The 24,472-nt window shown below is 67.9% G+C and carries 22 protein-coding genes; 18 read left to right on the top strand and 4 right to left on the bottom strand.

The window, feature by feature from the left end:
* Positions 1-33: 33 nt before the first annotated feature.
* Positions 34-1,455, bottom strand: coding sequence for a serine hydrolase domain-containing protein (locus tag ASF54_RS01710; protein WP_055958053.1), 1,422 nt, complete (start codon positions 1,453-1,455; stop codon positions 34-36).
* 162 nt (positions 1,456-1,617) lie between these two features.
* Here ASF54_RS01710 and ASF54_RS01705 point away from each other — a divergent pair, with 162 nt between their 5' ends.
* From ASF54_RS01705 to ASF54_RS01695, 3 genes are all read left to right on the top strand, one after another.
* On the top strand, positions 1,618-1,914 hold the full coding sequence (locus ASF54_RS01705; RefSeq protein WP_055958050.1) for a DUF4193 family protein: 297 nt from the start codon (positions 1,618-1,620) through the stop codon (positions 1,912-1,914).
* A gap of 158 nt (positions 1,915-2,072) precedes the next feature.
* Positions 2,073-3,089 carry an ATP-binding cassette domain-containing protein gene (locus ASF54_RS01700; RefSeq protein ID WP_055958048.1) on the top strand — a complete coding sequence of 339 codons (1,017 nt, stop codon included), beginning with the start codon at positions 2,073-2,075 and terminating at the stop codon, positions 3,087-3,089.
* On the top strand, positions 3,086-3,922 hold the full coding sequence (locus tag ASF54_RS01695; protein ID WP_055958045.1) for an ABC transporter permease: 837 nt from the start codon (positions 3,086-3,088) through the stop codon (positions 3,920-3,922). The genes ASF54_RS01700 and ASF54_RS01695 overlap by 4 nt, the downstream gene beginning before the upstream one ends.
* A gap of 25 nt (positions 3,923-3,947) precedes the next feature.
* Here the strand turns inward: ASF54_RS01695 and ASF54_RS01690 are convergent, their stop codons facing one another.
* The gene (locus tag ASF54_RS01690) at positions 3,948-5,999 is read right to left on the bottom strand and encodes an acyl-CoA dehydrogenase family protein (protein ID WP_055958042.1); all 2,052 of its coding nucleotides are present in this window, start codon (positions 5,997-5,999) and stop codon (positions 3,948-3,950) included.
* A gap of 257 nt (positions 6,000-6,256) precedes the next feature.
* On the opposite strand from ASF54_RS01690, the gene ASF54_RS01685 reads away from it, so the two are divergent.
* On the top strand, positions 6,257-6,685 hold the full coding sequence (locus ASF54_RS01685; protein WP_055958039.1) for a hypothetical protein: 429 nt from the start codon (positions 6,257-6,259) through the stop codon (positions 6,683-6,685).
* Here ASF54_RS01685 and ASF54_RS01680 read toward each other — a convergent pair.
* Positions 6,682-10,125: an AfsR/SARP family transcriptional regulator gene (locus ASF54_RS01680; RefSeq protein WP_055958036.1), complete on the bottom strand. Its 3,444-nt coding sequence runs from the start codon at positions 10,123-10,125 to the stop codon at positions 6,682-6,684. The two genes, ASF54_RS01685 and ASF54_RS01680, sit on opposite strands and share 4 nt — an antisense overlap.
* Positions 10,126-10,313: 188 nt before the next feature.
* Positions 10,314-10,610, bottom strand: coding sequence for a hypothetical protein (locus tag ASF54_RS01675; RefSeq protein ID WP_123943935.1), 297 nt, complete (start codon positions 10,608-10,610; stop codon positions 10,314-10,316).
* Positions 10,611-10,700: 90 nt separating this feature from the next.
* On the opposite strand from ASF54_RS01675, the gene ASF54_RS01670 reads away from it, so the two are divergent.
* From ASF54_RS01670 to ASF54_RS01605, 14 genes are all read left to right on the top strand, one after another.
* Positions 10,701-12,071, top strand: coding sequence for a M23 family metallopeptidase (locus ASF54_RS01670; RefSeq protein WP_084815869.1), 1,371 nt, complete (start codon positions 10,701-10,703; stop codon positions 12,069-12,071).
* A gap of 123 nt (positions 12,072-12,194) precedes the next feature.
* The gene (locus tag ASF54_RS01665) at positions 12,195-13,379 is read left to right on the top strand and encodes a PQQ-dependent sugar dehydrogenase (RefSeq protein ID WP_326934236.1); all 1,185 of its coding nucleotides are present in this window, start codon (positions 12,195-12,197) and stop codon (positions 13,377-13,379) included.
* Positions 13,380-13,413: 34 nt separating this feature from the next.
* Positions 13,414-15,432: a threonine--tRNA ligase gene (gene thrS, locus ASF54_RS01660; RefSeq protein WP_235480903.1), complete on the top strand. Its 2,019-nt coding sequence runs from the start codon at positions 13,414-13,416 to the stop codon at positions 15,430-15,432.
* 2 nt (positions 15,433-15,434) lie between these two features.
* The gene (locus ASF54_RS01655; protein WP_055958026.1) at positions 15,435-16,004 is read left to right on the top strand and encodes an HIT family protein; all 570 of its coding nucleotides are present in this window, start codon (positions 15,435-15,437) and stop codon (positions 16,002-16,004) included.
* 20 nt (positions 16,005-16,024) lie between these two features.
* Entirely contained in the window at positions 16,025-16,927 is a 903-nt protein-coding gene (gene pdxS / locus ASF54_RS01650; RefSeq protein ID WP_055958023.1) for a pyridoxal 5'-phosphate synthase lyase subunit PdxS, read from the top strand.
* Between the two features lie 19 nt (positions 16,928-16,946).
* The gene (gene pdxT, locus ASF54_RS01645) at positions 16,947-17,555 is read left to right on the top strand and encodes a pyridoxal 5'-phosphate synthase glutaminase subunit PdxT (RefSeq protein ID WP_055958020.1); all 609 of its coding nucleotides are present in this window, start codon (positions 16,947-16,949) and stop codon (positions 17,553-17,555) included.
* A gap of 75 nt (positions 17,556-17,630) precedes the next feature.
* Positions 17,631-18,392: a YebC/PmpR family DNA-binding transcriptional regulator gene (locus ASF54_RS01640; protein ID WP_055958016.1), complete on the top strand. Its 762-nt coding sequence runs from the start codon at positions 17,631-17,633 to the stop codon at positions 18,390-18,392.
* Between the two features lie 48 nt (positions 18,393-18,440).
* On the top strand, positions 18,441-19,061 hold the full coding sequence (ruvC, locus tag ASF54_RS01635; protein ID WP_055958013.1) for a crossover junction endodeoxyribonuclease RuvC: 621 nt from the start codon (positions 18,441-18,443) through the stop codon (positions 19,059-19,061).
* A complete protein-coding gene (gene ruvA / locus ASF54_RS01630; protein ID WP_055958010.1) occupies positions 19,058-19,669 on the top strand; it encodes a Holliday junction branch migration protein RuvA in 612 nt (203 codons plus the stop codon). The genes ruvC and ruvA overlap by 4 nt, the downstream gene beginning before the upstream one ends.
* 8 nt (positions 19,670-19,677) lie before the next feature.
* Positions 19,678-20,700, top strand: a complete 1,023-nt coding sequence (gene ruvB / locus ASF54_RS01625; protein ID WP_055958007.1) for a Holliday junction branch migration DNA helicase RuvB — start codon at positions 19,678-19,680, stop codon at positions 20,698-20,700.
* A gap of 81 nt (positions 20,701-20,781) precedes the next feature.
* Positions 20,782-21,210: a preprotein translocase subunit YajC gene (locus ASF54_RS01620; protein WP_055958002.1), complete on the top strand. Its 429-nt coding sequence runs from the start codon at positions 20,782-20,784 to the stop codon at positions 21,208-21,210.
* 91 nt (positions 21,211-21,301) lie between these two features.
* Positions 21,302-23,116 carry a protein translocase subunit SecD gene (gene secD / locus ASF54_RS01615; protein ID WP_084815867.1) on the top strand — a complete coding sequence of 605 codons (1,815 nt, stop codon included), beginning with the start codon at positions 21,302-21,304 and terminating at the stop codon, positions 23,114-23,116.
* Positions 23,116-24,096, top strand: coding sequence for a protein translocase subunit SecF (gene secF / locus ASF54_RS01610; RefSeq protein ID WP_055957999.1), 981 nt, complete (start codon positions 23,116-23,118; stop codon positions 24,094-24,096). The genes secD and secF overlap by 1 nt, the downstream gene beginning before the upstream one ends.
* Positions 24,093-24,446: a rhodanese-like domain-containing protein gene (locus ASF54_RS01605; RefSeq protein ID WP_055957996.1), complete on the top strand. Its 354-nt coding sequence runs from the start codon at positions 24,093-24,095 to the stop codon at positions 24,444-24,446. The genes secF and ASF54_RS01605 overlap by 4 nt, the downstream gene beginning before the upstream one ends.
* Positions 24,447-24,472 lie beyond the last annotated feature (26 nt).

The following is a 24,472-nucleotide window of genomic DNA, read 5'->3' as shown; positions in this document are numbered from 1 at the left end:
TATTCTACACGCGATATACAGTTAGACGCTGAGCTAGGCGCGCGGCATTCGGCGGCGCACGAGAGGTGCCTCGTCGAGCGGCTCGGTCTGCCACTCCGCCGCGAACGTCGACGAGACCGGGTCGAGCGTCACGATCAGCCGGTGGGGAGTTTCGACGAAGATCACATCGAGGCGCACGGTGCCGTTCGGCCCGTCGGAGGCGGCGACGGCCACCGCCTCCGAGAGGGCCCAGGATCCCACGCCGACGGTGGCGCGCAGGGTCTCGCCGCGGTCGACCAGCTCGACCGTGTCGGATCCTTCGCCGGCGTCGCCCGTATCGCCGGCCGAGCCGTGCCCGCCCGGGAGGTAGGCGACCGAGGTGAGCGTCGCGAGACGGTTGCCCGCCCCGGGTGTGAAGGTGCCCGAGATGCGCGTCGACGGGCCCGAAGCCAGGGGCAGCTCGAGCCCGGCGAGCCGCTCGGCCAGAGCATCGTCGGCCTCCGCAGAGGGCATAGAACCGTCAATGGCGGGCAGAAGGTGCTTCCAGACCGCGTCGAGCACGGCTTGCATGTCGGGGGTCTGGCCGGTGATCGCGATGACCACGTCGTACTCCGGCAGCACCACGGCGAACTGCCCGTAGGCTCCGTCGCCACGGTAGCCGTGTCGCGCCATCCAGAACTGGAAGCCGTAACCCTGACCCCAGTCTTTGTCGCCGTGGTTCGAGTTGTCGATGTGCGACACCGTCGCGTCGTCGACCCACGAAGCGGGCAGGATCTGCTCGCCCTCCCACACGCCGCGCTGCAGATACAGCTGCGCGAGCTTGGCGAGCGCCACGGTCGGTGCGTAGAAGCCGCTGTAGCCGAGTTGACGACCCGACGCGTCGGTCTGCCAGCCGACCTCGCCGATGCCGAGCGGATCGAACAGCCTCGGGCGCAAGTAGTCGGTCAGCGACTGGCCGCTCAGGCGCTGCACGATGGCCCCGAGAGTGAAGGTGCACGGCTGGTTGTAGCAAAACAGCGTGCCCGGCTCTTCGTCGGGCGGCATGAGCAGGAATCCGCGCACGAGATCGACCGGGTCGATCGAATACGCCCGCGCCACCGTCTCTTCGCGGTGACCGCTGGCCATGGCGAGCAGGTGACGCACCCGGATCCTGCGGCTCTTCTCATCCGTGATCTCGGCATCGAGCTCAGGAAAGTGGCTGATGACGGTGTCGTCGAGCGAGAAAAGACCCTCGGCGATGGCGAATCCGACGGCGGTCGAGGTGAAGCTCTTACTGATGGAATAGAGCAGATGCTGGCGTTCGGCGCTGTACGGCGCCCACCACCCTTCGGCGGCCACCTGCCCGTGGCGCAGCACCATGAGGCTGTGCGGTTCGACGCCGGCCGTCGATTCGAGGGCATCGACGAGAGCGGCGATGCCGGCCGCATCGATGCCGACGGCGGACGGGCGGGTGCGGGGGAGAGCGTCAGTGATCACACCCTCACGCTAGCGCTGCGGCCCCGAGACGGCCCTCGATTCCGACACGCACTACAGCCGTTGGCGAACATGGTTCGGCTGTGGGCGAGATGCCGCCTATAGTTACGGCGACCACCAGATCCGCGCGGGTTGCAAGCCGCGACACTTTTGCAGGAGAACACCATGGCTGCCGACTACGACGCACCCCGCAACGCCCCCGACGACGACGGTAACGACTCGATGCAGGCGTTCAAGGAGCGAGCTCCCCAGAAGGTCGGCCTCGTCGCCGACCTCGATGACGGCGACGCCTCGGGCGGGTTCCAGCTCGACGCCGCCGACGTCGACGAAGCTCTCGACGTCGTCGTGCTGCCGATGCAGGATTACGAGTTCACCTGCGTCGAGTGCTTCCTCGTGCGCCCGCGCGCCCAGCTCGATCACGAGACCAAGCTCGGCCCCGTGTGCATTGAGTGCGCGTCGTAAGAAAGCCATGCGCCTTCTGACAGAGGCGCGCACCTCCTGACAGAGGCGCGCAAGGGTGTGAAAGCCCCGTGAAAGCGGGGGAGCGCAGGATCCCTGTGGCCGGCAACGAAAGCCGGTCACCTCGGATCCTCATCCCCCTCTTTCACGAAAGGTCAGACATGACCACCTCAAGCGACTGGGCCGTCGAAGCCCACGGGCTCGTCAAGGTCTTCGGCGAGAACCGCGCGGTCGACGGCGTCGACCTCAGCGTCCGCGCCGGCACCGTCTACGGAGTGCTCGGCCCGAACGGCGCCGGCAAATCGACCACCATCAGCATGCTCGCCACGCTTCTGCGGCCCGACGCCGGATCGGCCACGATCTTCGGCCACGACGTCGTCAAAGAGGCGCAGGTCGTGCGGCAACTCATCGGAGTCACCGCGCAGTTCGCGTCGGTCGACGAGAAGCTGTCGGCGACCGAAAACCTCATCATCTTCTCCCGACTGCTCGGCCTGTCGCGTCGCGATGCCCGGACCAAGACCACCGAGCTGCTCGAGGAGTTCGGCCTCACCGAAGCCGCCAGCCGGCCGCTCGCGAAGTTCTCGGGCGGAATGCGTCGCCGTCTCGACCTCGCCGCAAGCCTCATCGCCCAGCCGCCGCTGATCTTCTTGGACGAACCGACCACCGGGCTCGACCCGCGCACCCGCTCGCAGATGTGGGACACCATCCGGCGCCTCGTCACCGAGGGCTCCACGGTGCTGCTTACGACGCAGTACCTCGAAGAGGCCGATCAGCTCGCCGATCGCATCGCGGTGATCGACACGGGTCGGGTAGTCGCCGAGGGCACCTCGGAGGAGCTCAAGTCGTCGGTCGGCGAATCGTCGCTGCAGCTCCGGCTCGCCTCACCCACCGACGTCGCACCCGCCCGCGACCTCATTCGAAGCGTGCTCGGGGTCTCGGCGGCCGTCTCGCCCGAAGCCGGTCGCATCACCGCGCCGATGACCGATCCCGACCGGATCACCGACCTGTTCGTCGCCTTCCGCGAGCGCGGCATCCACCTCACCGAGATGAGCGTGCAGAAGCCGACGCTCGACGAGGTGTTCCTCACCCTGACCGGGCACGGCGTCGATGCCGATGCCGCACCAGCCGACGGTGCTGCCGCCGCCCACACCTCCCCGAAAGAATCGGTGAACGCATGACCACCCTCAGCCCCACCAGCACGACTCCGCGTCTCACCGGCCCGGCCGGTCGCCCACTCAAGAACCACGTCAGCGTCTCGCAGACCATCCGCCACTCGTTCACGATGGCCTATCGCGGGCTGCTGAAGATCCGCCGCACCCCCGAGCAGCTCATCGACGTCACGATCCAGCCGATCATCTTCACGCTGATGTTCACGTACCTGTTCGGCGGAGCGATCGCCGGAAGCGTCGCGGACTACCTGCCGCTGATCATCCCCGGGATCCTCGTCCAGACGGTCATCACGGGTTCCGTCGTTACCGGCACCCAGTTGCGCGAAGACATGGACAAGGGCGTCTTCGATCGCTTCAAGTCGCTGCCGATCGCTCGGATCGCCCCTCTCGCCGGTGCGCTCCTCGCCGATACCGTCCGCTACGCGATCGCGACGACGCTCACCCTGACCATGGGATTCATCCTGGGCTGGCGTCCGGGCGGCGGCTTCGGCTTCGTCGTTCTGGCCGGGCTTCTCGTGATCGTCTGCGCCTGGGCGCTCAGTTGGATCTTCGCGTTCTTCGGTGTCGTCGCTCGCAGCGCGTCGAGCGTGCAGGGCATCTCGTTCCTGGTGCTCTTCCCGCTGACGTTCCTCTCGAACGCCTTCGTGCCGACCGGCACGCTGCCGTCGTGGCTGAAGTGGTTCGCCGAGGGCAACCCGGTCTCGCACCTCGTGTCGGGGGTCCGCGACCTCGCAAACACCGGTGCGATCACGGGCAACCTCTGGCTGGCGCTGCTCGGCGCCGGAGTGGTCGTGGCCATCTTCGCTCCATTGACCGTGCGCGCCTACATGCGCAAGGCCTGACGCGACCGCTCCTGCGCCCGCCCCGTCAGCGACGGGCGGCGTAGTAGGCAGCGGCCTCGTCTTGGCGCTGCTGCTCCGCCCCGGACGCGATCGGCGCCCGCACGTGCTCGGGTGCGAACCCGAAGGCCTCGACCAGGCCGAGCGCGTGCGGGCGCAGCCGTGGCAGCAGGCGATCGTCGATGTAGTCGGTGACGGCCGTGGCGCGGGCCCCCGACAACCGCCCGTGGATCAGGTACCAGGCAAGATGCTTCTCGATCAACCCGAGGCCGAACAGATCGCGAAGCCAGGTCAGGATCCGACGGGTCGCCTCATCGGGAACACCCGCCAGCGCCTCGGTGAAGGCCTCCCACTGGAGCAGCTCCGCGTGGGCGATGGCCGCCTCGATCAGCTCGTCCTGGTTCTGGTCGAATAGGCGGGCTGCTTCGACGGGCGAGGGCTTTCCCGACGCCGACTTGGCGGCGGGGCGCAGCTTCGCCGCAACACCGGCGATCATCGTCTCGACGCGGCCGGTGAGGAGCTGACGTTGCGACTCGGCATCGCGGACGTGCCCCACGGCGCGGCCGACGGATCCTCGGTCTGTGACGGTCTGGGCAAGGCGTCGCAAGCCGGAGCGGTCCACCGATGCCTGTCCGACCTGCCCGGCGACGAGCGTCGCCACCCGGCGCGGATCGGCGCCGGTGAACTTCTTCGAGTAGTCGGTCAGCAGGCGCTTGGCGACGAGCTGCAGCAGAACCGTGTTGTCGCCCTCGAAGGTCGCGTAGACGTCGAGGTCGGCTCGGAGCTGAGTGAGGCGGTTCTCGGCGAGGAATCCGACACCGCCGCAGGCCTCGCGGGCCTCCTGGAGGATGTCGAGGGCCGACCAGGTGCTGAGCGACTTGAGGGCGGCGGCCAGGGTCTCGAGGTCTTGCCGGTCGGGGTCGGTGGCGTGCTCGCCCGAGAAGACGCCGTCGAACGCGGCCAGGAGCTTCTCGTGCGCGAACGACATCGCGTAGGTCGTGGCGAGGCGGGGGAGCAGGCGACGCTGGTGCCGCTGGTAGTCGAGGATCACCACCTCGCTCGTCGGGTCGGCGGCGGTGAACTGCCGACGCTGGGTGCCGTAGGTGATCGCGATGTGGAGCGCCAGCTTGGACGCGACCACCGACGCGCCGTCGAGCGAGACCCGCCCCTGCACGAGCGTGCCGATCATGGTGAAGAACCGACGGCCCTTGCTCGCGATGGGCGAACTGTAGCTGCCGTCAGGGGCGACGTCGCCGTAGCGGTTCAGGAGGTTCGTGCGCGGCACTCGCACCCCGTCGAAGTGCAGTCGGCCGTTGTCGATGCCGTTCAAGCCGCCTTTGAGGCCGTCGTCTTCGCCGCCGACTCCCGACAGGAATCCGTTGTCGTCACGGATCGGCACGTAGAAGGCGTGGACTCCCTGCTCGACGCCCTGCGTTACGAGCTGCGCGAACACGACGGCCGCCCGGCCGTGGACGGCGGCGTTGCCGAGGTAGTCCTTCCAGGCGGCGCGGAACGGCGTCTGGATCACGAACTCCTCCGCGTCGGAGTCGTACGTCGCAGTGGTGCCGATGGATGCGACGTCGGACCCGTGGCCGGTCTCGGTCATGGCGAAGGCCCCCGGCACCTCGAGGTTCATGATGCCGGGCAGGAAGGTCTCGTGGTGGTACTCGGTTCCGAGGTGCATCACGGCAGAGCCGAAGAGGCCCCACTGCACGCCCGCCTTGATCTGAAGCGAAGGATCCGCGGAGACGATCTCTTCGAACGCGGCGATGTTGCCGCCGTGGTCGTCGCTTCCCCCCAGGTGCGTCGGAAACGCGCGCAGGACTGCCCCGCGTTCGAGCAGCTGATGCAGTTGGCCGAAGCATCGCTCGCGCTGTTGGGCGAGGGTGAGGTCGGCGTGCCGGTGGAAGGCGTCGTCGCGCAGCAGCTCGCGGGAGTGCTTGCGCGCCTCGGACCACCGTCCGAGCAGGTACTCGCCGAGCCAGGCGGTGTCGAGGGTGTCGGCCGCGGTGGTCAGGGGCGTAGTGGGTGCCGCTGCAGGTGTGGTTGCGCGCGCAGTGGTTTCTTCGAGACGTGTCATCAGCGTTGATTCCGTTCCGGTGGGGTTCTGGGCTCACGGTAGAACCCTCCGCGACGGTGTCGAAATCACCCGTGGGCCGCTACACACGTTGTCGGTCTCGCCGGGCGTGCGTTTGTCGGATTCCTCCAGGTCGGGGCAGCTGCTGTGCCCGGCACACGCATTCATCGACGACCCCGAGCCCACTCATAAGCGATGCCAAGACGGCCTCCGTAGGTTCGCTGTGATCCGGACCGGATCGTCCCCCATCGAAAGTCGTCATGTCGCTCAGCTCCTCCAGCCGTTTTGCCCGCATCAACATCCCGCGCATGGTCCTGTGGCTGGTGTCGCTCGTCGTCGTGGCGGGGGGCTACCTCCTCATGACCCAGTCGAACGCGAAGGAGGCCGCGGTCTACGCCTCGGGCACGGCCGACTACCCCAAGCTCTTCGCCGCCCAGTCGGGCAGCACGGTCGGCGGCCTCTTGATCGCGGCCGGCGTCATCGGAGCCCTCTTGGCGTTGACATCCATGTCCATCACGTGGCGAGTCGCCCAGGCATCCGAGTTCCCCGCCCCCACGACTCACTCGTACGACCTCGACGACCTCGAGCTCGAGCCGGAAGACGAGTCGGACGCGATCGACGAGTCCGACGCGAAAGACACCACAGGCACCACTGCGATCGGCGAGGCACCGGCGACCTCACCGCGCTAGGCGCGCAACCGACGATCGACGAGCAGCTCCAGGGCCTCGGCGTAGGCCTCAGACGGCGTGAGAAGCGCCGCCGACGCCCACGCGGCCTCCACCGTCTCCGCGCCGAACCGATCCGTCACTCCGGCAACTGCATCTGCGCGCACGAGTGACGGCACCTCCTGCCGCCCCTGCATCGTCTCGGCGAGCGAGAGCAGCCGCAGTCCGAGCGAGGTGGGCCACTGCCCGGCGGCCAGCTCCGACGACGGACCGGAGGCAGACCCAGACGACGAACCGGACGACGAGCCGAGGATCCACACGCCCAGCGCAAAAACGGCAGCCCCCGCGATAGGGACGTCCTCGAACGCCCCCGAGAGTCGGTGCGTTGCCAGAAGCCGGGTGCGGAGCCGATTCGCCAAGGATGGAGCCCGCGACGGAGCCGACGCGCTGGTCGACAGCCCACCACCGAACGCCGCGCCCCCGCGCACGTGCGCGGCCAGCGCAGCAGCAGCCACCAGGAGGGCGAGGGGCGACCGCGACCGCGACTGCTCCCCTCGGAAGATCGCCAGCGCCTCGTCGTAGAGACGGACGCCCTCGTCGGCCTGCCCCTCGGCCAGAGCCACCTCGGCGAGGCCGACCCTGCTCATGAGGCGTGAGCCACCCGGATCCTCGCCCTGGTTCTCTTCGTCGACGAGCACCCCCTCGAAGTACCGCCGCGCCACGTCGTACCGTCCGAGCGAGAGCTCCGCCATGGCCCGCCGGAAGGCGACCTCCTGCAGGTCGCCGGCGGCTCCGAGGCTCTCGAGCGCTTCTCGTGCGACATGTGACCAGCCGAGGGCCGCCTCCGGGTCGGCCGACTGGCTTGCGAGTTCGGCGAGCGACGAGGCGGTGGTCCCGATCGTCCAGACGTGGCCGTTCGCGACGGCGCTCTCGTGCGCTCGGAGCGCCAGACGGAACGCGTCACCGACCCGCCCCTCGTTCTCAGCGGTCTGGCCGTCGATCGCGGTGGCGAGTTCGACGATCACATCGTCGCCCGATGCGAGGGCCTCCTTCAGGCGCCGACGGAATGCGGGCGGATCGACGACGGTCGCCAAGAAAAGGCCAGAGAGAGCGTCGAGGCGAGGATCCTGCGCAGGGCCGCTCGCCCGAAGGCTCCGGAGGCGCGCCACCGCGAGCAGCCCCGACCGGCGGTCCCCGAAGGCGAGGAGGCTGCCGGCGATCGAGGCGGAGAGGATCTCGGGGTCGCGGTAGCGGGCTTCGACCGGCGCAGAGCGGAGCATCCGGATCACCTCGGGCGCGAAGGCCTGCACCTCGGCGTGGTTGCCCGCCAGCGACCAGTAGTAGCCGAGCGCGGCGAAGGTGGTGGCGACGACACCCCGTCGTTCCTGAGCCAGGGCCTGCCGCAGCACGAAGACGAGGTCGTCTTGCTCGGCGGCCATGAGGGCGAAACTCCGCACCTGGTCGGCGCCGTCGAGGCTCGACATGATCGACCGGGAGAAGTCCTCGGCCCAGGCGAACATGCCGTCGCTGACGAGCTCCTCCTCGGCCGCTTCGGCGAGCCGGAGGTCACCGAATTCACGCACCGTCTCGAGCATCCGGTAGCGGAGCCGCCCGGTGCCGGGCTCGTCGGCGGCGCCGAGCAGCGACTGGCGGACGAGGCCGTCGAGAGCGTCGGCGACCGCCACGGGTTCGAGCCCGATATCGCCCTGGCTCAGGACGACCCGGTCGTTCGGCCGACCGGCTGATGCACCCTGCGCCGCACCGAGCAGCTCGGCGGCGTCGGCCGAGAAGCCGTCCGGAAACCGCGACAGTCGTCGCAGCAGCACTCGCTCATCGTCGCCGAGGAGGTTCCACGACCAGTCGATCACGGCCGTGATAGTCCGGTGCCGTTCGGGCGCCGACCGGTTACCCGAGGTGAGCAGGGCGAAGCGATTGCCCAGACGCCGTTCGATCTCGTCGACCGACAGCGACCGCACCCGGGCCGCAGCGAGCTCGATCGCGAGTGGCAGGCCGTCGAGCCGATCGCAGAGCCTGACGACGATGTCGCGGGGGAGCAGCACGCCGGGCCGAGCCGCCCTCGCCCGCTGCTCGAACAGCGACACGGCCGCGCCGTCGCTCGGCAGCGATCCGAGCGGGTGCACCGTCTCGGCGCCTATCGCGAGCGGGGAGCGGCTCGTGGCGACGACTCTCAGCTCGGACGTCTCGGCGAGCAACTCCGACACCAGGCCGGCCGCGGCATCGACGACGTGCTCGCAGTTGTCGAGGACGAGCAGGGTCGACATCTCGGCGAGAACGGCGACGAGTCGGTCTCTGACCGGACCGACACCAGGATCCGAAAGCCGAATCCGCGGCGCACTCACCTCGCGTACCCCGAGGGCACTCGCTACGGCGAGCAAGACGTCCTCCCCGTCCCGCACGCCGGCCAGCTCGACGACGGCGACGCGGGGCCACTGCCCGGCAGCACGATGCGCCACCTCCTGGGCCAGCCGCGTCTTGCCGAGCCCGCCCGGGCCGAGGATCGTGACCAGTCGGGCGTGCTCGAGCAGGGCCTCGATCCGGTCGACGTCGGACGACCGTCCGAGCAGTTCGTTCGGGGCCGAGCGGAGGCCGAGTGCGATGTACGCGCCCCGGCGAGGCTGTTGGGCGACGCTCGTGGCTGGTTCGACAGGCCCCTGCTGAGCGCGACCGTCGTCGAGCGGATCGTCCTCGGCGGCAAGCAACTCGGCGTTCAGCGCGACGAGGGCGTTCGATGGGCCCGTGCCGAGCTCATCGGCGAGACGCTCCCGGTACGACGCAAAGACCTGGAGCGCCTCGGTGCGGCGATCGCTTCCCCTCAAGATCCGCATCCGGAGCACGACCAGGTCTTCGTGCTCCAGACCCACCGCGTCGGTGGCCAACTCGTCGAGGGCCTCCAGGGCGCCGACCGTGTCTCCGAGATCACATCGAGCGGAAGCCGCGACACGGAGGAGATCCGCTCGGAGGGCGGCTGCCACGCGGGTCAGCTCGTCGCTCACCGGTCCGGGCTCGAGGTCGGAGCCGGGCGCTCCCCGCCAGAGGCGGAGGGCTTCGCCGGTGAGAGAGGTCACGGTGGCCGGGTCGGCGCCGGGCCGGATCCTCGCGGTTGTAAGAAGCGAACGAGCCACCTGGAGGTCGCTCGCCCGAGGGTCGCCGAGACGGTAGCCGGTCGGGGTTGAGACGATGACGCCCGGAGCGACTGCCTGGCGAAGGCGAGAGATCAGGGTCTGGAGCGCGGCCTTCGCCGAGACGGGCGGCTCGTCACCCCAGAGATCGTCGATGAGGCGGGCGGAGGTGACCCCGTCGGATCCTGCGAGTGTCAGCGCGACGACGAGTGTCTTCGCACGGGGCCCGGCGGGCGAGACGGTCTCGGCTGCGGTCGTGGCACCGGTCACCCGAAGAGGCCCGAGCACACCGACGGAGACGACGGGAACATCGGGCGTGGGCACTCGCTGAGTCTAGTGACCCCGCTTGTCTCAGCGATACATCGGCGATGTATCTTCACGTGGCTGAGTGGGTGAGCGCCTCGGCGGCCGCCACTATGCGAGCGATTCGAGCCGAAAAGCCCGGCGCACGCTCCTACTGGCCAGGATTGCTCTCAAATTGGCAAGAGAGAACCCCGGCCTACCGTCGAGGGTCAGGCCGCCGTGTCGGTGGCGAACCAGAGCTCACCGAATTCGCGCCCCCGAGCCGAGGCGACGAACGCCTCCTGGAGGTCGTCGGCCGCGCCCCCGACCACGAGCACTTCGAGCCCGCGTTCGAGGAGCCCGTCGAGGAGCTCGCCGACGAAAGCGTGATCCGCCAGAGCCACGAGACTGGCGTCGATCTCGACGTGGGCGGCCGCTTCGTCGGGCACGGCAGATGCGAGATCACGACCGGCTGCGGCGTCGTGGACGAGGGGAGGAAGGGTGAGCGTGAACATCTGAGAGACCAACCTAGACTCCTCGACCGGTCTCAGTGACGGCCCCACTTCGCGTCTGCCCCTTGCGTCACACCAGTCACATCTGCAACGCTCACACCTGTCATGACTCGGTCTTTCTCCGCGCCGCCGCAGCGCGCCCCCCTCTCGCACACCCGCCGTCGCATCAGCGTGGGGGCCCTCGCGCTCGCTTTCGCACTCCCGCTATTCGTCGCCGCGCCCGCCGAGGCCGACGCGTATCCGAGCTGGGACGACGTCGAGCAGGCCCGCGGCAGTGAAGGGGCGAAGAACAAGCAGATCGGCTCGCTCACCTCGCTCATCGCTGAGCTCGAGCAGGCGACAGCCACGGCTCAGGCCGCCGCCGACAAAGCCGGCGAGGAGTTTCAAAACGCCCGAGACGAGCTCGACCTCGCCGCCGGCAAGTACGACAAAGTCGTCGCCGAGCAGAAGAAGGCCCAGAAGCAGGCAGATGAACTCGGAGTTGCAGTAGGGCAGATAGCAGCGACGCTTGCCCGGCCGGGCAGTAGCAACATGACCACCCACCTGCTCTTCGGCGAGAGCAAGCCGGGTGAATTCCTCAAGGGCCTCAGCATGTCGGCGAAGATCGGCGACCAGGTCGACAAGCTCTACGACGAGGCCCAGAAGGCGACGAACACTGCCGAAGCCCTCGCCGCGCAGGCGAAGCTGGCCAAGACGGAGCGGACCCGCCTCGCCGACGCCTCGCAGAAAGCCCTCGAGCGGGCCGCCGCGGCGACGGCAGCGGCCTCCTCGGCCGAGGCGGAGCAGCAAGACAACCTCGGCGTGATGAAGGCGCAGCTCGCGACCCTGCGCGACGACCGGCTGTCGATCGAAGACGGCTACCAGGACGGCGTCAAAGCGCGCGCGGCAGCAGCAGCGCGGGCAGCTGCGGCAGCGCGGGCCCGTGAGGCAGCGGCAGCGAAGGCGGCAGCCGATGCAGCGGCCGCCCAGGCTGCTGCGGCAGCGGCTCAACCGGCGGCCCCCTCGACTCCGTCCACCCCCTCCACGCCGGCTCCCTCGACCGGTGGCGGCAGCAGTGCCCCCAACCCGGGCGCAGGGTCCGGCTGGACGAAACCGATCACCGCGTACAGCTTCTATCAGGCGTACGGCTACCGGTACCACCCCGTCTACCACGACTACCGCCTGCACTCCGGCGCCGACTTCTCCGCCTCCTGCGGCACCCCGATCTACGCGACGCACGCGGGCACGGTCAGCTACGCCGGGCCCTCGGGCGGCTACGGCAACATGATCATCATCGATCACGGCAACGGCGTCTCGAGCGCCTACGGCCACCTCTACACGAGCGGCATTTACGTGCAGGCCGGGCAGACGGTCAGCGTCGGGCAGAACATCGCCGGTGTCGGCAACACGGGTGTGTCGACGGGATGCCACCTCCACTTCGAGATCCGACTCAATGGTGTGGCCACCGACCCGATGGCGTACTTGGCTTCGCGCTAGCTATCTCTTTCTCTCCGCTCGCTCACTTACCCCGTGTCGCGAGACTCCCCAAGTGGCCCGTCTGCGCCGGAGTGATGGGCCATTTGTGGAGTCTCGCCGTGACTCAGAGCGAAACTCCAGTAGTTGCGGGTAGCACACCTGCGCACCCGCAACTACTGGAGTCTCGCCGACGCGGCGACGCGCGCGACGCTCAGCCGGGCGGGGCACGATGGCCGCATGAACCGACGACGACTCGCGATTCTGCCCGCAGCTCTCACCGCGCTGTTGCTCTCCGGATGCAGCGGCGGCTCCGATGCATCGCGCGGCGAACGCGACAGCACCGGCGACAGCAAGGGCACTGCGACACCCAGCACCGACATCGCCACTGGACTCCAAGCCCCCTGGTCGATGGTCCGCACGACGGACGGCTCGACCCTCATCAGCCAGCGTGACGATGGCACCGTCGTCGAGGTCGAAGCCGACGGCTCGAAGCGCGACGTGGGTGTTATCGAAGGCGTTGTACACGAGGGGGAGGGCGGCCTGCTCGGCCTGGCGCTCGACCCGGCCGACCCCGATCGCCTCTACGCCTACGAGACCACCGCCACCGATAACCGCATCGTGCGGGTCGCGCTCACCGGAGCCGCGGGATCCTACGGTCTGTCGTCACAGGTGACGATCCTCGACGGTCTCGCGAAGGCGTCCAATCACGACGGCGGCCGCATTGCCTTCGGTCCCGACGGTCTGCTCTACGCCACGGTCGGCGACGCGGGCGACCCGACGGCGGCCCAGGACCGCGACTCGCTCAATGGCAAGATCCTGCGCATGACCCCTGACGGCGATGTCCCCGCAGGGAATCCGTTCGACGACTCGCTGGTGTGGTCGATGGGCCACCGTAACCCGCAGGGCATCGCCTGGAGCGATGACGGGCGGATGTGGGCCAGCGAGTTCGGGCAGAACGAGTTCGACGAGCTCAACCTCATCGAGGCCGGCAACAACTACGGCTGGCCCGAGGTCGAGGGCACGGGCGGCGGAGACGACTACACCGACCCCAAAGTGACCTGGACCACCGACGAGGCCAGCCCGAGTGGACTCGCCGCGATCGGCGACCACCTCTACCTGGCCGGCCTCGGCGGCGAACGACTCTGGACCATCGCGCCGGGCGACGACTTCTCCGTCACATCCAGCCTGGAGGGCGAACTCGGCCGTCTTCGAGACGTGAGCGAAGGATCCGACGGCTCCCTCTGGATCCTCACCAGCAACACCGATGGCCGTGGCGCGCCCGCAGACTCCGACGACCGTCTCGTCTCGGTGCCGCTTCCCGGTCGGTAAACTGGTCGAAACCCCTGAAAGCAAAGGAACACCCGTGTCAGATGCCGTCGCACCCGTGAGTAATCCCCTCGAACCGCGAGAGGTCACCGAGACGGCCACGGGTTTCGACCTGTTCCCCGACCGCAGCATCGTGGCGGTCCGCGTCGACGGCGCGCTGTTCGACATGGCCACGACCTTCGAGCCCGGCATCGTTGCCGAGCCGGTCTCGATCAACTCGCCGCAGGGTCTCGAGATCCTGCGTCACTCGACGGCGCACGTGATGGCGCAGGCCGTCCAGTCCATCAACCCGGAGGCGAAGCTCGGCATCGGCCCTCCCGTCACCGACGGGTTCTACTTCGACTTCGACGTCGCCGAGCCGTTTACTCCTGACGACCTCAAGGCCATCGAGAAGGTCATGGAGCGCATCGTCAAGGCGAACCAGCGCTTCGTGCGCCGCGTGGTCACCGAAGACGAGGCTCGCGAGCTGATGGCCAACGAGCCGTACAAGCTCGAACTGATCGGCCTCAAGAGTGGTTCCGACCTCGACCAGGCCGCAGGCGATGCCGGAGAGGCGGTCGAGATCGGCGGCGCCGAGCTCACCGTGTACGACAACGTCGACGCGAAGACCGGCGACGTCGTCTGGCGCGACCTCTGCCGTGGCCCGCACCTGCCGTCGACGAGGCTCATCCAGAACGGCTGGAAGCTCATGCGGAACGCGGCCGCCTACTGGCGCGGCTCCGAGAAGAACAAGCAGCTGCAGCGCATCTACGGCACCGCCTGGGCCACGAAAGACGAGCTGCGCGAGCACCTCGCGCGCCTCGAGGAGGCCGCCAAGCGCGACCACCGCAAGCTGGGCGCCGAACTCGACCTCTTTTCGTTCCCCGACGAGCTCGGTTCCGGCCTCGCCGTCTTCCACCCTAAGGGCGGCATCATCCGCCGCGAGATGGAAGATTACTCGCGCAAGCGCCACGAGCAGGAGGGCTACGAGTTCGTCTACACGCCCCACATCACCAAGTCGAACCTGTACGAGACCTCCGGTCACCTCGACTGGTACAAAGACGGCATGTTCCCGGCGATGCACCTCGACGAGGCACGCAACGAGGAGGGTGAGATCGTCCGCCAGGGCGCCGACTACTACCTCAAGCCGATGAACTGCCCGATGCACATCCTCGTGTACCGCTCGCAGGGCCGGTCTTACCGTGACCTGCCCCTCCGTCTTTTCGAGTTCGGCACCGTGTACCGCAACGAGAAGTCGGGAGTCATCCACGGCCTCACGCGCGTCCGCGGCATGACGCAGGACGACGCGCACATCTTCACCACCCGCGAGGAGATGGCGAACGAGCTGAAGAACACGCTCGGGTTCGTCTTGTCGCTGCTCAAGGATTACGGTCTCAACGACTTCTACCTCGAGCTCTCGACGAAAGATCCTGAGAAGTACGTCGGCGACGACGCCACCTGGGAGGAGGCGACCGAGACCCTGGCCCAGGTCGCCCGCGAGACGGGGCTCGAGCTCGTGCCCGACCCGGCCGGCGCCGCGTTCTACGGCCCGAAGATCTCGGTGCAGGCCCGCGACGCGATCGGCCGCACCTGGCAGATGTCGACGGTACAGCTCGACTTCAACCTTCCCGAACGCTTCGATCTCGACTACACGGCCACCGACGGCTCGCACCAGCGACCCGTGATGATCCACCGAGCCCTGTTCGGTTCCATCGAGCGCTTCTTCGGCGTGCTCACCGAGCACTACGCCGGGGCGTTCCCCGTGTGGCTCGCTCCCGTCCAGGTCGTCGGCATCCCCGTGGCCGACGAGTACGGCGAGTACCTCGACAGCATCGGCGCCCAGCTCCGGGCCGCGGGCGTTCGGGTGCAGATCGACCACGGCAACGATCGGATGCCCAAGAAGATCCGCACGCACACGAAGGCCAAGGTGCCCTTCCAGCTCATCGCGGGCGAAGAAGATCGTGCCGCGGGCTCGGTGAGCTTCCGCTACCGCGACGGGTCGCAGGAGAACGGCATCCCGGTCACCGACGCGATCGCCAAGATCGTCGAGGCCATTGAGACGAAGGCGCAGGTCTGACGGTGACCGACGCCGCGAACGAGCACGAGAACGCCGAGTCGTCCCGCTCGTTCGCGGCGGCGCCCGATGCCTTCCAACGTCTCTGGACGCCCCACCGGGCGGTCTACGTCGAGAACGGCCCGGGCGGCAAGGGCGGGTGCCCGTTCTGCGAGGCCCCAGGGGAGTCCGACGAGAAAGCCCTCATCGTCGCGCGCGGCCAGCACGCGTTCGTCCTGCTCAACCTGTTCCCGTACAACCCGGGTCACCTGCTCGTCTGCCCCTACCGGCACATCGCGACCTACGACGAGGCGACCCCCGACGAGGTCGCCGAGATCGGTTCGCTGACTCAGATCGCCATGCGGGTGCTGACCGAGGTCTCGCACGCGCAGGGCTTCAACCTGGGCATGAACCAGGGCAGCGTGGGTGGCGCCGGAATCGCCGCGCACCTGCACCAGCACGTCGTGCCCCGCTACGCGGGCGACTCGAACTTCTTTCCGATCGTCGCCGAGACCAAAGCGGTCACCCACCTGCTCGGCGACGTGCGCGACACGGTCTCTCGGGCTTGGCCTATGGGCCCGGACGCACCGGCGTGAACCCCGTAAGCTAGGCGATTATGAGCGACAGCACCCCCACCTCGACTACCGGATCCTCTCTCGTCAAGCGCGGCTTGGCCGACATGCTCAAGGGCGGCGTCATCATGGACGTCATCAATGTCGAGCAGGCCCGCATCGCCGAAGACGCCGGTGCCACCGCGGTCATGGCTCTCGAGCGTGTTCCCGCCGACATCCGTGCTCAGGGCGGCGTCGCTCGCATGTCGGACCCCGACATGATCGACGAGATCATCAAGGCCGTGAACATCCCGGTCATGGCGAAGGCCCGCATCGGCCACTTCGTCGAGGCGCAGATCCTCGAGACGCTCGGCGTCGACTACATCGACGAGTCCGAGGTGCTGAGCCCCGCCGATTACGTCAACCACATCGACAAGTGGAAGTTCACCGTTCCCTTCGTCTGCGGCGCCACCAACCTCGGCGAGGCGCTCCGTCGCATCACCGAGGGCGCCGCGATGATCCGCTCCAAGGGCGAGGCCGGCACCGGCGACGTCTCCGAGGCGACCAAGCACATCCGCACCATCACGAAAGAGATCGCGGCCCTCCGCCACCTTCGCGAAGACGAGCTCTACGTCGCCGCGAAAGAGCTGCAGGCTCCGATCGAGACCGTGCGCGAGGTCGCGGCGACCGGCAAGCTCCCCGTCGTCCTCTTCACCGCCGGCGGCGTGGCTACCCCCGCCGACGCCGCGCTGATGATGCAGCTCGGTGCCGACGGCGTCTTCGTCGGATCCGGCATCTTCAAGTCGGGCGACCCGGCGGCGCGCGCCGCCGCCATCGTCAAGGCGACCACGTTCTTCGACGACGCCAGGGTCGTGGCCGAGGCCTCTCGCGGTCTGGGCGAGGCCATGGTCGGCATCAACGTCGCCGACATCCCCGCACCGCACCGCCTCGCCGAGCGCGGCTGGTAGCGCGGGCGTCCACACGACGGTGACACACGAAGGATCCCCGCTCACGATCGGCGTCCTGGCCCTCCAGGGTGACTTCCGCGAGCATCTGCACGTCGTCTCGTCGCTCGGCGAGAAGGCGGTGACCGTCCGGCGTGCCGCCGAACTCGACGAGATCGACGGCCTGATCATCCCCGGCGGTGAATCCAGCGTCATGGACAAGCTCTCGCGCACGTTCGAGCTTGCCGAGCCGTTGAAAGCGGCGATCGCCTCGGGGCTGCCCGTCTACGGGACGTGCGCCGGTCTGATCATGCTGGCCGACCGGATCCTCGACGGGATGGCCGGGCAGCAGACCCTCGGGGGCCTCGACGTGTCGGTGCGCCGCAACGCTTTCGGCTCGCAGCGCGACTCGTTCGAAGAAGACCTCGACGTGCCGGTGCTCGACGGAGAGTCGGTGCACGCGGTCTTCATCCGCGCTCCAGTGGTCGACGAGGTGGGTCCGCTCGCGACCCCGCTCGGCACTCTGGCGGACGGCCGCGTCGTCGCCGTCGAGCAGGGCAACCTGCTCGGAACGTCGTTCCACCCGGAGATGACTCACGACTACCGCTTTCACGAGTACTTCGTCGAGAAGGTGCGTGCTCGCCGCGCCTGACGAGGGCGGCCGGTACACTTATCGAGATTTTCGTGTCGAGAAGACACGGCAGCAAAAGTAAGCGAAGGAGCCACCGTGTCCGGCCACTCTAAATGGGCAACAACCAAGCACCAGAAGGCCGTCGTCGACGGTCGCCGCGCGAAGTCGTTCGCGAAGCTGATCAAGAACATCGAGGTCGCGGCCAAGATGGGCGGGGCCGATTTCGAAGGCAACCCGACCCTCGTCGACGCCGTCCAGAAGGCCAAGAAGACCTCCGTCCCCAAAGACAACATCGACCGCGCCGTCAAGCGCGGTGCTGGCCTCACCGGTGACGCCGTCGACTACCAGACGATCATCTACGAGGGCTACGCCGCCAACGGCATCGCGCTCATGATCGAGTGCCTCACCGACAACAAGAACCGCGCGGCCGCCAACGTCCGCACGGTCATGTCGCGCAACGGCGGCACGATGGCCGACCCGGGCAGCGTGGCCTACAACTTCGCCCGCAAGGGCGTCATCACGGTGATGAAGTCGGGCGATCTGACCGAAGACGACGTGATGGGCGCCGTACTCGACGCCGGTGCCGAAGACGTCATCGACCAGGGTGCTGGCTTCGAGATCCAGACCGACCCCAGCGACCTCGTTCCCACGCGCACCGCTCTCCAGGAGGCGGGCATCGACTACGACGCCGCCGACATCGAGTTCGTGCCCGGCCTCAAGGTCGAGGCTGACGCCGAGACCGCTCGCAAGGTGTTCCGTCTCATCGACGCCCTCGACGACGATGACGACGTGCAGAACGTCTACAGCAACATCGACGTGACGGCCGACGTGCAGGCCGAGCTCGACGACGACGAATAAGCGGGCGACGATCGTGGTGAGCCCGGGCGTGCGAACGACCGGGCTCCGATGACCCTTCGTGTGCTGGGGGTCGACCCCGGCCTCACCCGCTGCGGTGTCGGCATCGTCGAGGTCGCCGCGAATCGCGTCCCAAAGCTCGTTTCCGTCCACACGATCCGGTCGGCCGCCGACGCTCCACTCGAGCAGAGGCTGATGATCATCGGCCGCGGCATCGAGGCGCTCGTCGATGAGTTCCGCCCCGACGCGATGGCGATCGAACGCGTCTTCGCGCAGAACAACGTGCGCACGGTGATGGGCACCGCGCAGGTGAGCGGGCTCGCCCTGCGCGCCGCCGCCGAACGCGGCATCCCGGTAGCCCTGCACACACCGTCCGAGGTAAAGGCGGCCGTGACCGGCTACGGCTCGGCCGACAAGAAGCAGGTCGGCGCCATGGTGGCCCGGCTGCTCGGCCTCGACGAGGTGCCGAAGCCCGCCGACGCGGCCGACGCGCTGGCGCTGGCGATCTGCCATGCGTGGCGCCGGAACGCCCCGGGAGCAAGCACGCCCGCCGGATCCTCGTCGCTTTCCCGTCTTTCTGCGACAACGCCCACCCCGGGCGCTCTCACTCCGGCTCAGCGTGCGTGGCGTGACGCCGAGAAGTCGATGCGCGCTCCTAGGCTGAAGGGATGATCTCCAGCCTCCGCGGTTCCGTCGCCGCCGCATCCGGTTCGACCGTGGTGATCGAGGTCGGGGGAGTGGGGCTCAAGGTCTCGGTCACGCCGCAGCTTGCGCTCTCCCTCCCCATCGGCTCGAATACCCACCTCTTCACGACGCTGATCGTGCGCGAAGACGACCTCGCGCTCTTCGGCTTCACGACTCCCGACGAGCTCGAGATCTTCGACCTGCTTCGCGGCGTCACCGGCGTCGGCCCGAAGTCGGCCCTCGGCGTGCTGGGCCACCTCACGCCCACCCAGATCGCCTCCGCCGTCGCCACCGAAGACGACGCGGCGTTCCGTCGAGTCTCAGGAATCGGTCCCAAGACGGCGAAGCTCATCGTCGTGCAGCTCACCGGCAAGCTCGACGTGCGCATGCAGGCGCCGACCGTCACGGCAAAATCGACCACCGCCTCCGACGTGCTGATCGCCCTCATCGGCCTCGGCTGGTCGGAGCGCGACGCGCAAGCCGCGATCGACGACGTGGTCGACACGGCCGACGCCTCGGTGACGACCGCCGTGCCCGCGCTGCTCCGCGCCGCCCTCACCCGCCTCGGGCCGCAGCGCTCCGGCGCCGGTCGCTGAGCGCCCGCATGAGCGACGATCTCACTCGCCCCGATCTCGAGAACGATGCCGAGCTCGCCTTCGAGGGCGCCCTCCGGCCGAAGTCGCTGACCGAATTCGTCGGGCAGTCGAAGGTGCGCGGCCAGCTCGAGCTGCTGCTCCGCGCGGCGGCCATGCAGGGGCGCACCCCCGACCACATCCTGCTGGCCGGCCCGCCCGGTCTGGGCAAGACGACGCTGGCGATGATCGTCGCCCACGAGAGCAACCGCCCGCTGCGCATGTCGAGCGGGCCCGCCATCCAGCACGCCGGCGACCTGGCAGCCGTGCTGTCGTCGCTCGTGCCCGGCGAAGTGCTGTTCATCGACGAGATCCATCGAATGACCAGGGCAGCGGAAGAGATGCTGTACCTCGCCATGGAGGACTACCGCATCGACATCATGGTCGGCAAAGGGGCCGGCGCGACCAGCATCCCGCTCGAACTCTCGCCCTTCACACTCGTCGGCGCTACGACGCGCTCCGGGCTGCTGCCGAACCCGCTGCGCGACCGCTTCGGATTCACGGCGCACCTCGAGTTCTATGACGAATCCGAGCTCGAAGAGGTCATCCGCCGGGCCGCGTCGCTGCTCGAGATCGACATCGACGGCGTGGCTCTCCGCGAGATCGCGGGTCGCAGCCGAGGCACCCCGCGCATCGCGAACCGCCTGCTCCGTCGCGTCCGCGACTTCGCCCTGGTGCACGGCCAGCGTGCCGACCTCGGTACCGTCCGAGGCGCCCTCGACCTCTACGACGTCGACGCCCTCGGCCTCGACCGGCTCGACCGGGCCGTCCTCGAGACGATCCTCACTCGCTTCGACGGGGGGCCCGTCGGGTTGAACACGCTCGCCGTGTCGGTCGGCGAAGAGGCCGACACGATCGAATCCGTCGTCGAACCCTTCCTGGTCCGAGTGGGGCTGCTCACCCGATCGCCGCGGGGAAGGATCGCCACCCCTGAGGCCTGGCGGCACTTCGGCCTCGCCCGGCAGTCAGAGGGGCTTTTTGGTGATGGCCTATAATCGCCGGAGGCTTCTCAGCGGTCGTGTCTGAACTCACGCGACGACAACCACCTCATCTCACCACGCGAAAGAAGAAATTTCATGGATGCACCTACCGCGATCATGCTCGTCCTCCTGGTGGTGTTGATCTTCTTCATCTTCCGCAACCGTCGCAAGCGCCAGAACGAGCAGGCCGAACTCCAGACCAAGATGGTCCCCGGCGTTGAGCTCATGCTGACGTTCGGCATCTACGGCACGCTCGTGTCGATCGACGACGCCGAGAACGTCGCCGAGGTCGAGATTGCGCCCGGCACCATCATCAAGGTGCACCGCCAGACCCTCGGCCGCATCGTCGAGCCCGTGGTGGCCGAGGTTCCTGCGACCGAGACCGGCATCGTCGGATCCTCGTCCGACCAGCCCCGCTACAGCCTCAACAAAGACACCGCAATCACCTCGAACGAGCCCTCGTTCGGAGAGCGCGTCGACCCGAACACCGACGGAACGCCGTCGACCGGCACCGACAAGTCCTGATCCGTCTCGATCCCGGCCGTTCGGCCGGATCCCCACCCGATGAGGGCTCGCCTCGGCACGCCCTCTTCGCATGAGAAAGCAGAGTTCCTCCGTGGCACGATCGACGCCCGCGAAGAAGGCCCTTCGCTCCCTGACCTGGCTGCTGGTGATCATCGCCGCCATCACAGCCCTCAACGGGGCGGCGACGATCTTGCACAAGACGACGGGCGACGACACGGGGTGGTGGGGCAACGCCAGCTTCGTTCCCGAGCTCGCGCTCGACCTCCAGGGCGGCACGCAGATCACCCTGCAGGCACAGCTCCAGAGCGGTGCCACGGTCTCGTCCGACCAGCTGAACCAGGCCGTGTCGATCATTCGTCAGCGCATCAACGCGAACGGTGTGACCGAGGCCGAGATCAACACTCAGGGGCGCAACAACATCGTCGTGTCGCTACCCGGCAAGCCGAGCGAAGAGCAGCTGAACCGCATCGAGTCCGCTGCTCGCCTCACGTTCCGTCCCGTCCTCTACACCGAGGCCGCGACCGCCAGCTCGGTCGGGGCCTCAGCGTCGGCCACGCCGTACACGCCGAGCAAGACACTCGATGCGAACCCGACCGCGAAGCCGACCGACGCCTCTGACGTCAGCTGGATCTCGGAGCGTCTCGCCGACCTCTACACGAACTACAACTGCGCCGCTCCCGACGACGTGACGAACGCCCCCGACGACGAGCCGCTGGTCACCTGCTCCACCGACGACAGCGGTCAGGTCTCGAAGTTCATCCTCGGCCCCGTCGAGGTCGAAGGCTCGACGATCAGCGACGCGACGTCGGGCCTCGCCACTAACTCGCAGGGCAACAGCACCGGCCAGTGGGCAGTCAACATCGACTTCAATGGCAAGGGCACGACGGAGTTCAAGAACGTCACCAGCCGTCTTGTCTCGCTGACCGCACCGCGCAACCAGTTCGCGATCGTGCTCGACGGATCCGTCATCACCGCCCCGTCGACCAACTCGGCGATCACCGACGGCTCGGCCCAGATCACCGGTAACTTCACCTCCGACTCCGCGAAGACCCTGGCCGACCAGCTCAAATTCGGCGCCCTCCCGATCAACTTCGAGGTCCAGAGCAACGAGGTCATCTCGGCAACGCTCGGCACGACCCAGCTCCTCTCCGGCCTGATCGCCGGTCTGATCGGCCTCATCCTGGTCATCATCTACTCGGTGATCCAATACCGGGCACTGGCCTTCGTGACCGTCCTCTCGCTCGCCATCTCCGGTGTTATCACCTATCTCACGATCGACTTCCTCTCCTGGCACGACGGCTACCGCCTGTCGCTGGCCGGTGTGGCGGGCCTCATCGTGGCCATCGGTATCACCGCCGACTCGTTCATCGTCTACTTCGAGCGCATCCGAGACGAGCTTCGAGACGGCAGGCCTCTCGAGTCGGCCGTCGAGCACGGCTGGAAGCGCGCGATCCGCACGATCCTCGCGTCCGACACGGTCAACTTCCTTGCCGCCGTCACCCTCTACATCCTCGCGGTCGGCAACGTGAAGGGTTTCGCTCTCACCCTGCTGCTGACCACCCTCATCGACGTCATCGTTGTGGTGCTGTTCACCCACCCGATGCTGCGCCTGCTCGCCGGCACCCGCTACTTCGGCGGCGGCCACAAGTTCAGCGGGCTCGATCCCAATGCCCTCGGTGCCGTCTACCGCGGTCGTGCGCACTTCCGCGAGCCCCTCGCAGCGGGTCGCAAGCGCGCCGGCGGCAAAGAGGCAGAGAAGCGTCAGACGATCGCCGAGCGCCGCAGGGCCGAGGCGGACGGCACGGCGCCGACGAACGGCACCGGCCCCACTAGCGGCACCGGGCCGACCAACGGCACCGCACCCACGAACGACCAGTCCGGCACCACGTCCGAGAAGGATTCCTGATGGCCAGCTTCTCCCAGTTCGGTAACGACCTCTACACGGGGGCTCGTTCGGTCAATATCGTCGGCCGACGCAAGATCTGGTACGGCATCGCGATCATCCTGGTGCTCGCGTCCGTGCTCATCCCGCTCGCGCGTGGCGGCTTCCAGTTCAGCATCGACTTCACCGGCGGCTCCGAGTACCAGATCTCGGGGGTTACCGACCCCAAGCAAGAGACCGCCATCGATACCGTGACGGCATTTAAATCCGACGCCACACCCCTCGTCTCGATCGTCGGCGGTGACATCGTCCGCGTGCAGGTGAACGAGTTGACTACGCGTCAGACAGACGCCCTCGGCCTCGACCTCGCCAAGGCGTACGACGTGCCCGAGAAGAACGTCGCAACAAGCTTCATCGGCGCCACCTGGGGTGGCGACATCACGACACAGGCCATCCGCGGGCTCGTGATCTTCCTCATCCTGGCCGCGATCTTCATGACCATCTACTTCCGCACCTGGAAGATGGCGGCGGCCGCGATGATCTCGCTCATCCACGACCTGGTGATCACGGCGGGCGTCTACGGCATCCTCGGCTTCCAGGTCTCGCCGGCGGCGGTGATCGGGTTCCTGACGATCCTCGGCTACTCGCTCTACGACACGGTCGTCGTCTTCGACAAGATTCGCGAGAACAACTCCGAAGACAAGAACGGCTCGTCTCGCACCTTCGGCGAATCGGTCAACCTCGCGGTCAACCAGACGCTCGTCCGCTCGATCAACACCTCGGTCGTCGCCCTGCTGCCCGTGGCAGCAATCCTCTTCATCGGATCGGTTCTGCTCGGTGCGGGCACCCTGCGCGACATCTCCCTGTCGCTGTTCATCGGGATCCTGGTCGGCACCTACTCCACGATCTTCATCGCGGCGCCGGTCTACGCACAGATCCGCGGTCACGAGACGCTGATCAAGAAGTCCGACGAGAAGAAGGCGAAAGCCGAGGTCACCGCATGACAACCGAAGGATCCGCCCAGCGCACTGAGATCGATGCCGCGGAGGCTGTCAGCGCTGTCGAGAACGGCGCCTACCTCCTCGACGTGCGCGAGCAGCACGAGTGGGATGCCGGCCATGCTCCCGGCGCGCACCTGCTGCCGATGTCCGAGATCGGCGTCCGCGTGTCGGAGGTCCCCGACAACCGCGAGATCCTCGTCGTCTGCCATCTCGGCGGTCGTTCCGCCCAGGTGACCAACGCCCTCCGTCAGAACGGCTACAACGCGGTCAACGTGCTCGGCGGCATGGTGGCCTGGCAGCACGCCGAGGGCGAACTGACGAGCGAGAACGGTGCCGAGCCGTCAGTCGGATGACCTCGACCGACTATCCTGAACAGATG

Source organism: Frondihabitans sp. Leaf304 (assembly GCF_001423105.1).
Classification (GTDB): Bacteria; Actinomycetota; Actinomycetes; order Actinomycetales; family Microbacteriaceae; genus Frondihabitans.
This window is presented reverse-complemented; position numbering and strand designations above follow the sequence as displayed.

Coding starts and splice junctions, on each gene's coding strand:
- ruvA (WP_055958010.1), top strand. CDS start 19,058: ATGATCTCCAGCCTCCGCGGTTCCGTCGCCGCCGCATCCGGTTCGACC.
- ASF54_RS01605 (WP_055957996.1), top strand. CDS start 24,093: ATGACAACCGAAGGATCCGCCCAGCGCACTGAGATCGATGCCGCGGAG.
- ASF54_RS01670 (WP_084815869.1), top strand. CDS start 10,701: ATGACTCGGTCTTTCTCCGCGCCGCCGCAGCGCGCCCCCCTCTCGCAC.
- pdxS (WP_055958023.1), top strand. CDS start 16,025: ATGAGCGACAGCACCCCCACCTCGACTACCGGATCCTCTCTCGTCAAG.
- ASF54_RS01705 (WP_055958050.1), top strand. CDS start 1,618: ATGGCTGCCGACTACGACGCACCCCGCAACGCCCCCGACGACGACGGT.
- ASF54_RS01620 (WP_055958002.1), top strand. CDS start 20,782: ATGGATGCACCTACCGCGATCATGCTCGTCCTCCTGGTGGTGTTGATC.
- ruvC (WP_055958013.1), top strand. CDS start 18,441: ATGACCCTTCGTGTGCTGGGGGTCGACCCCGGCCTCACCCGCTGCGGT.
- ASF54_RS01685 (WP_055958039.1), top strand. CDS start 6,257: ATGTCGCTCAGCTCCTCCAGCCGTTTTGCCCGCATCAACATCCCGCGC.
- ASF54_RS01695 (WP_055958045.1), top strand. CDS start 3,086: ATGACCACCCTCAGCCCCACCAGCACGACTCCGCGTCTCACCGGCCCG.
- ruvB (WP_055958007.1), top strand. CDS start 19,678: ATGAGCGACGATCTCACTCGCCCCGATCTCGAGAACGATGCCGAGCTC.
- ASF54_RS01690 (WP_055958042.1), bottom strand. CDS start 5,999: ATGACACGTCTCGAAGAAACCACTGCGCGCGCAACCACACCTGCAGCG.
- secF (WP_055957999.1), top strand. CDS start 23,116: ATGGCCAGCTTCTCCCAGTTCGGTAACGACCTCTACACGGGGGCTCGT.
- ASF54_RS01700 (WP_055958048.1), top strand. CDS start 2,073: ATGACCACCTCAAGCGACTGGGCCGTCGAAGCCCACGGGCTCGTCAAG.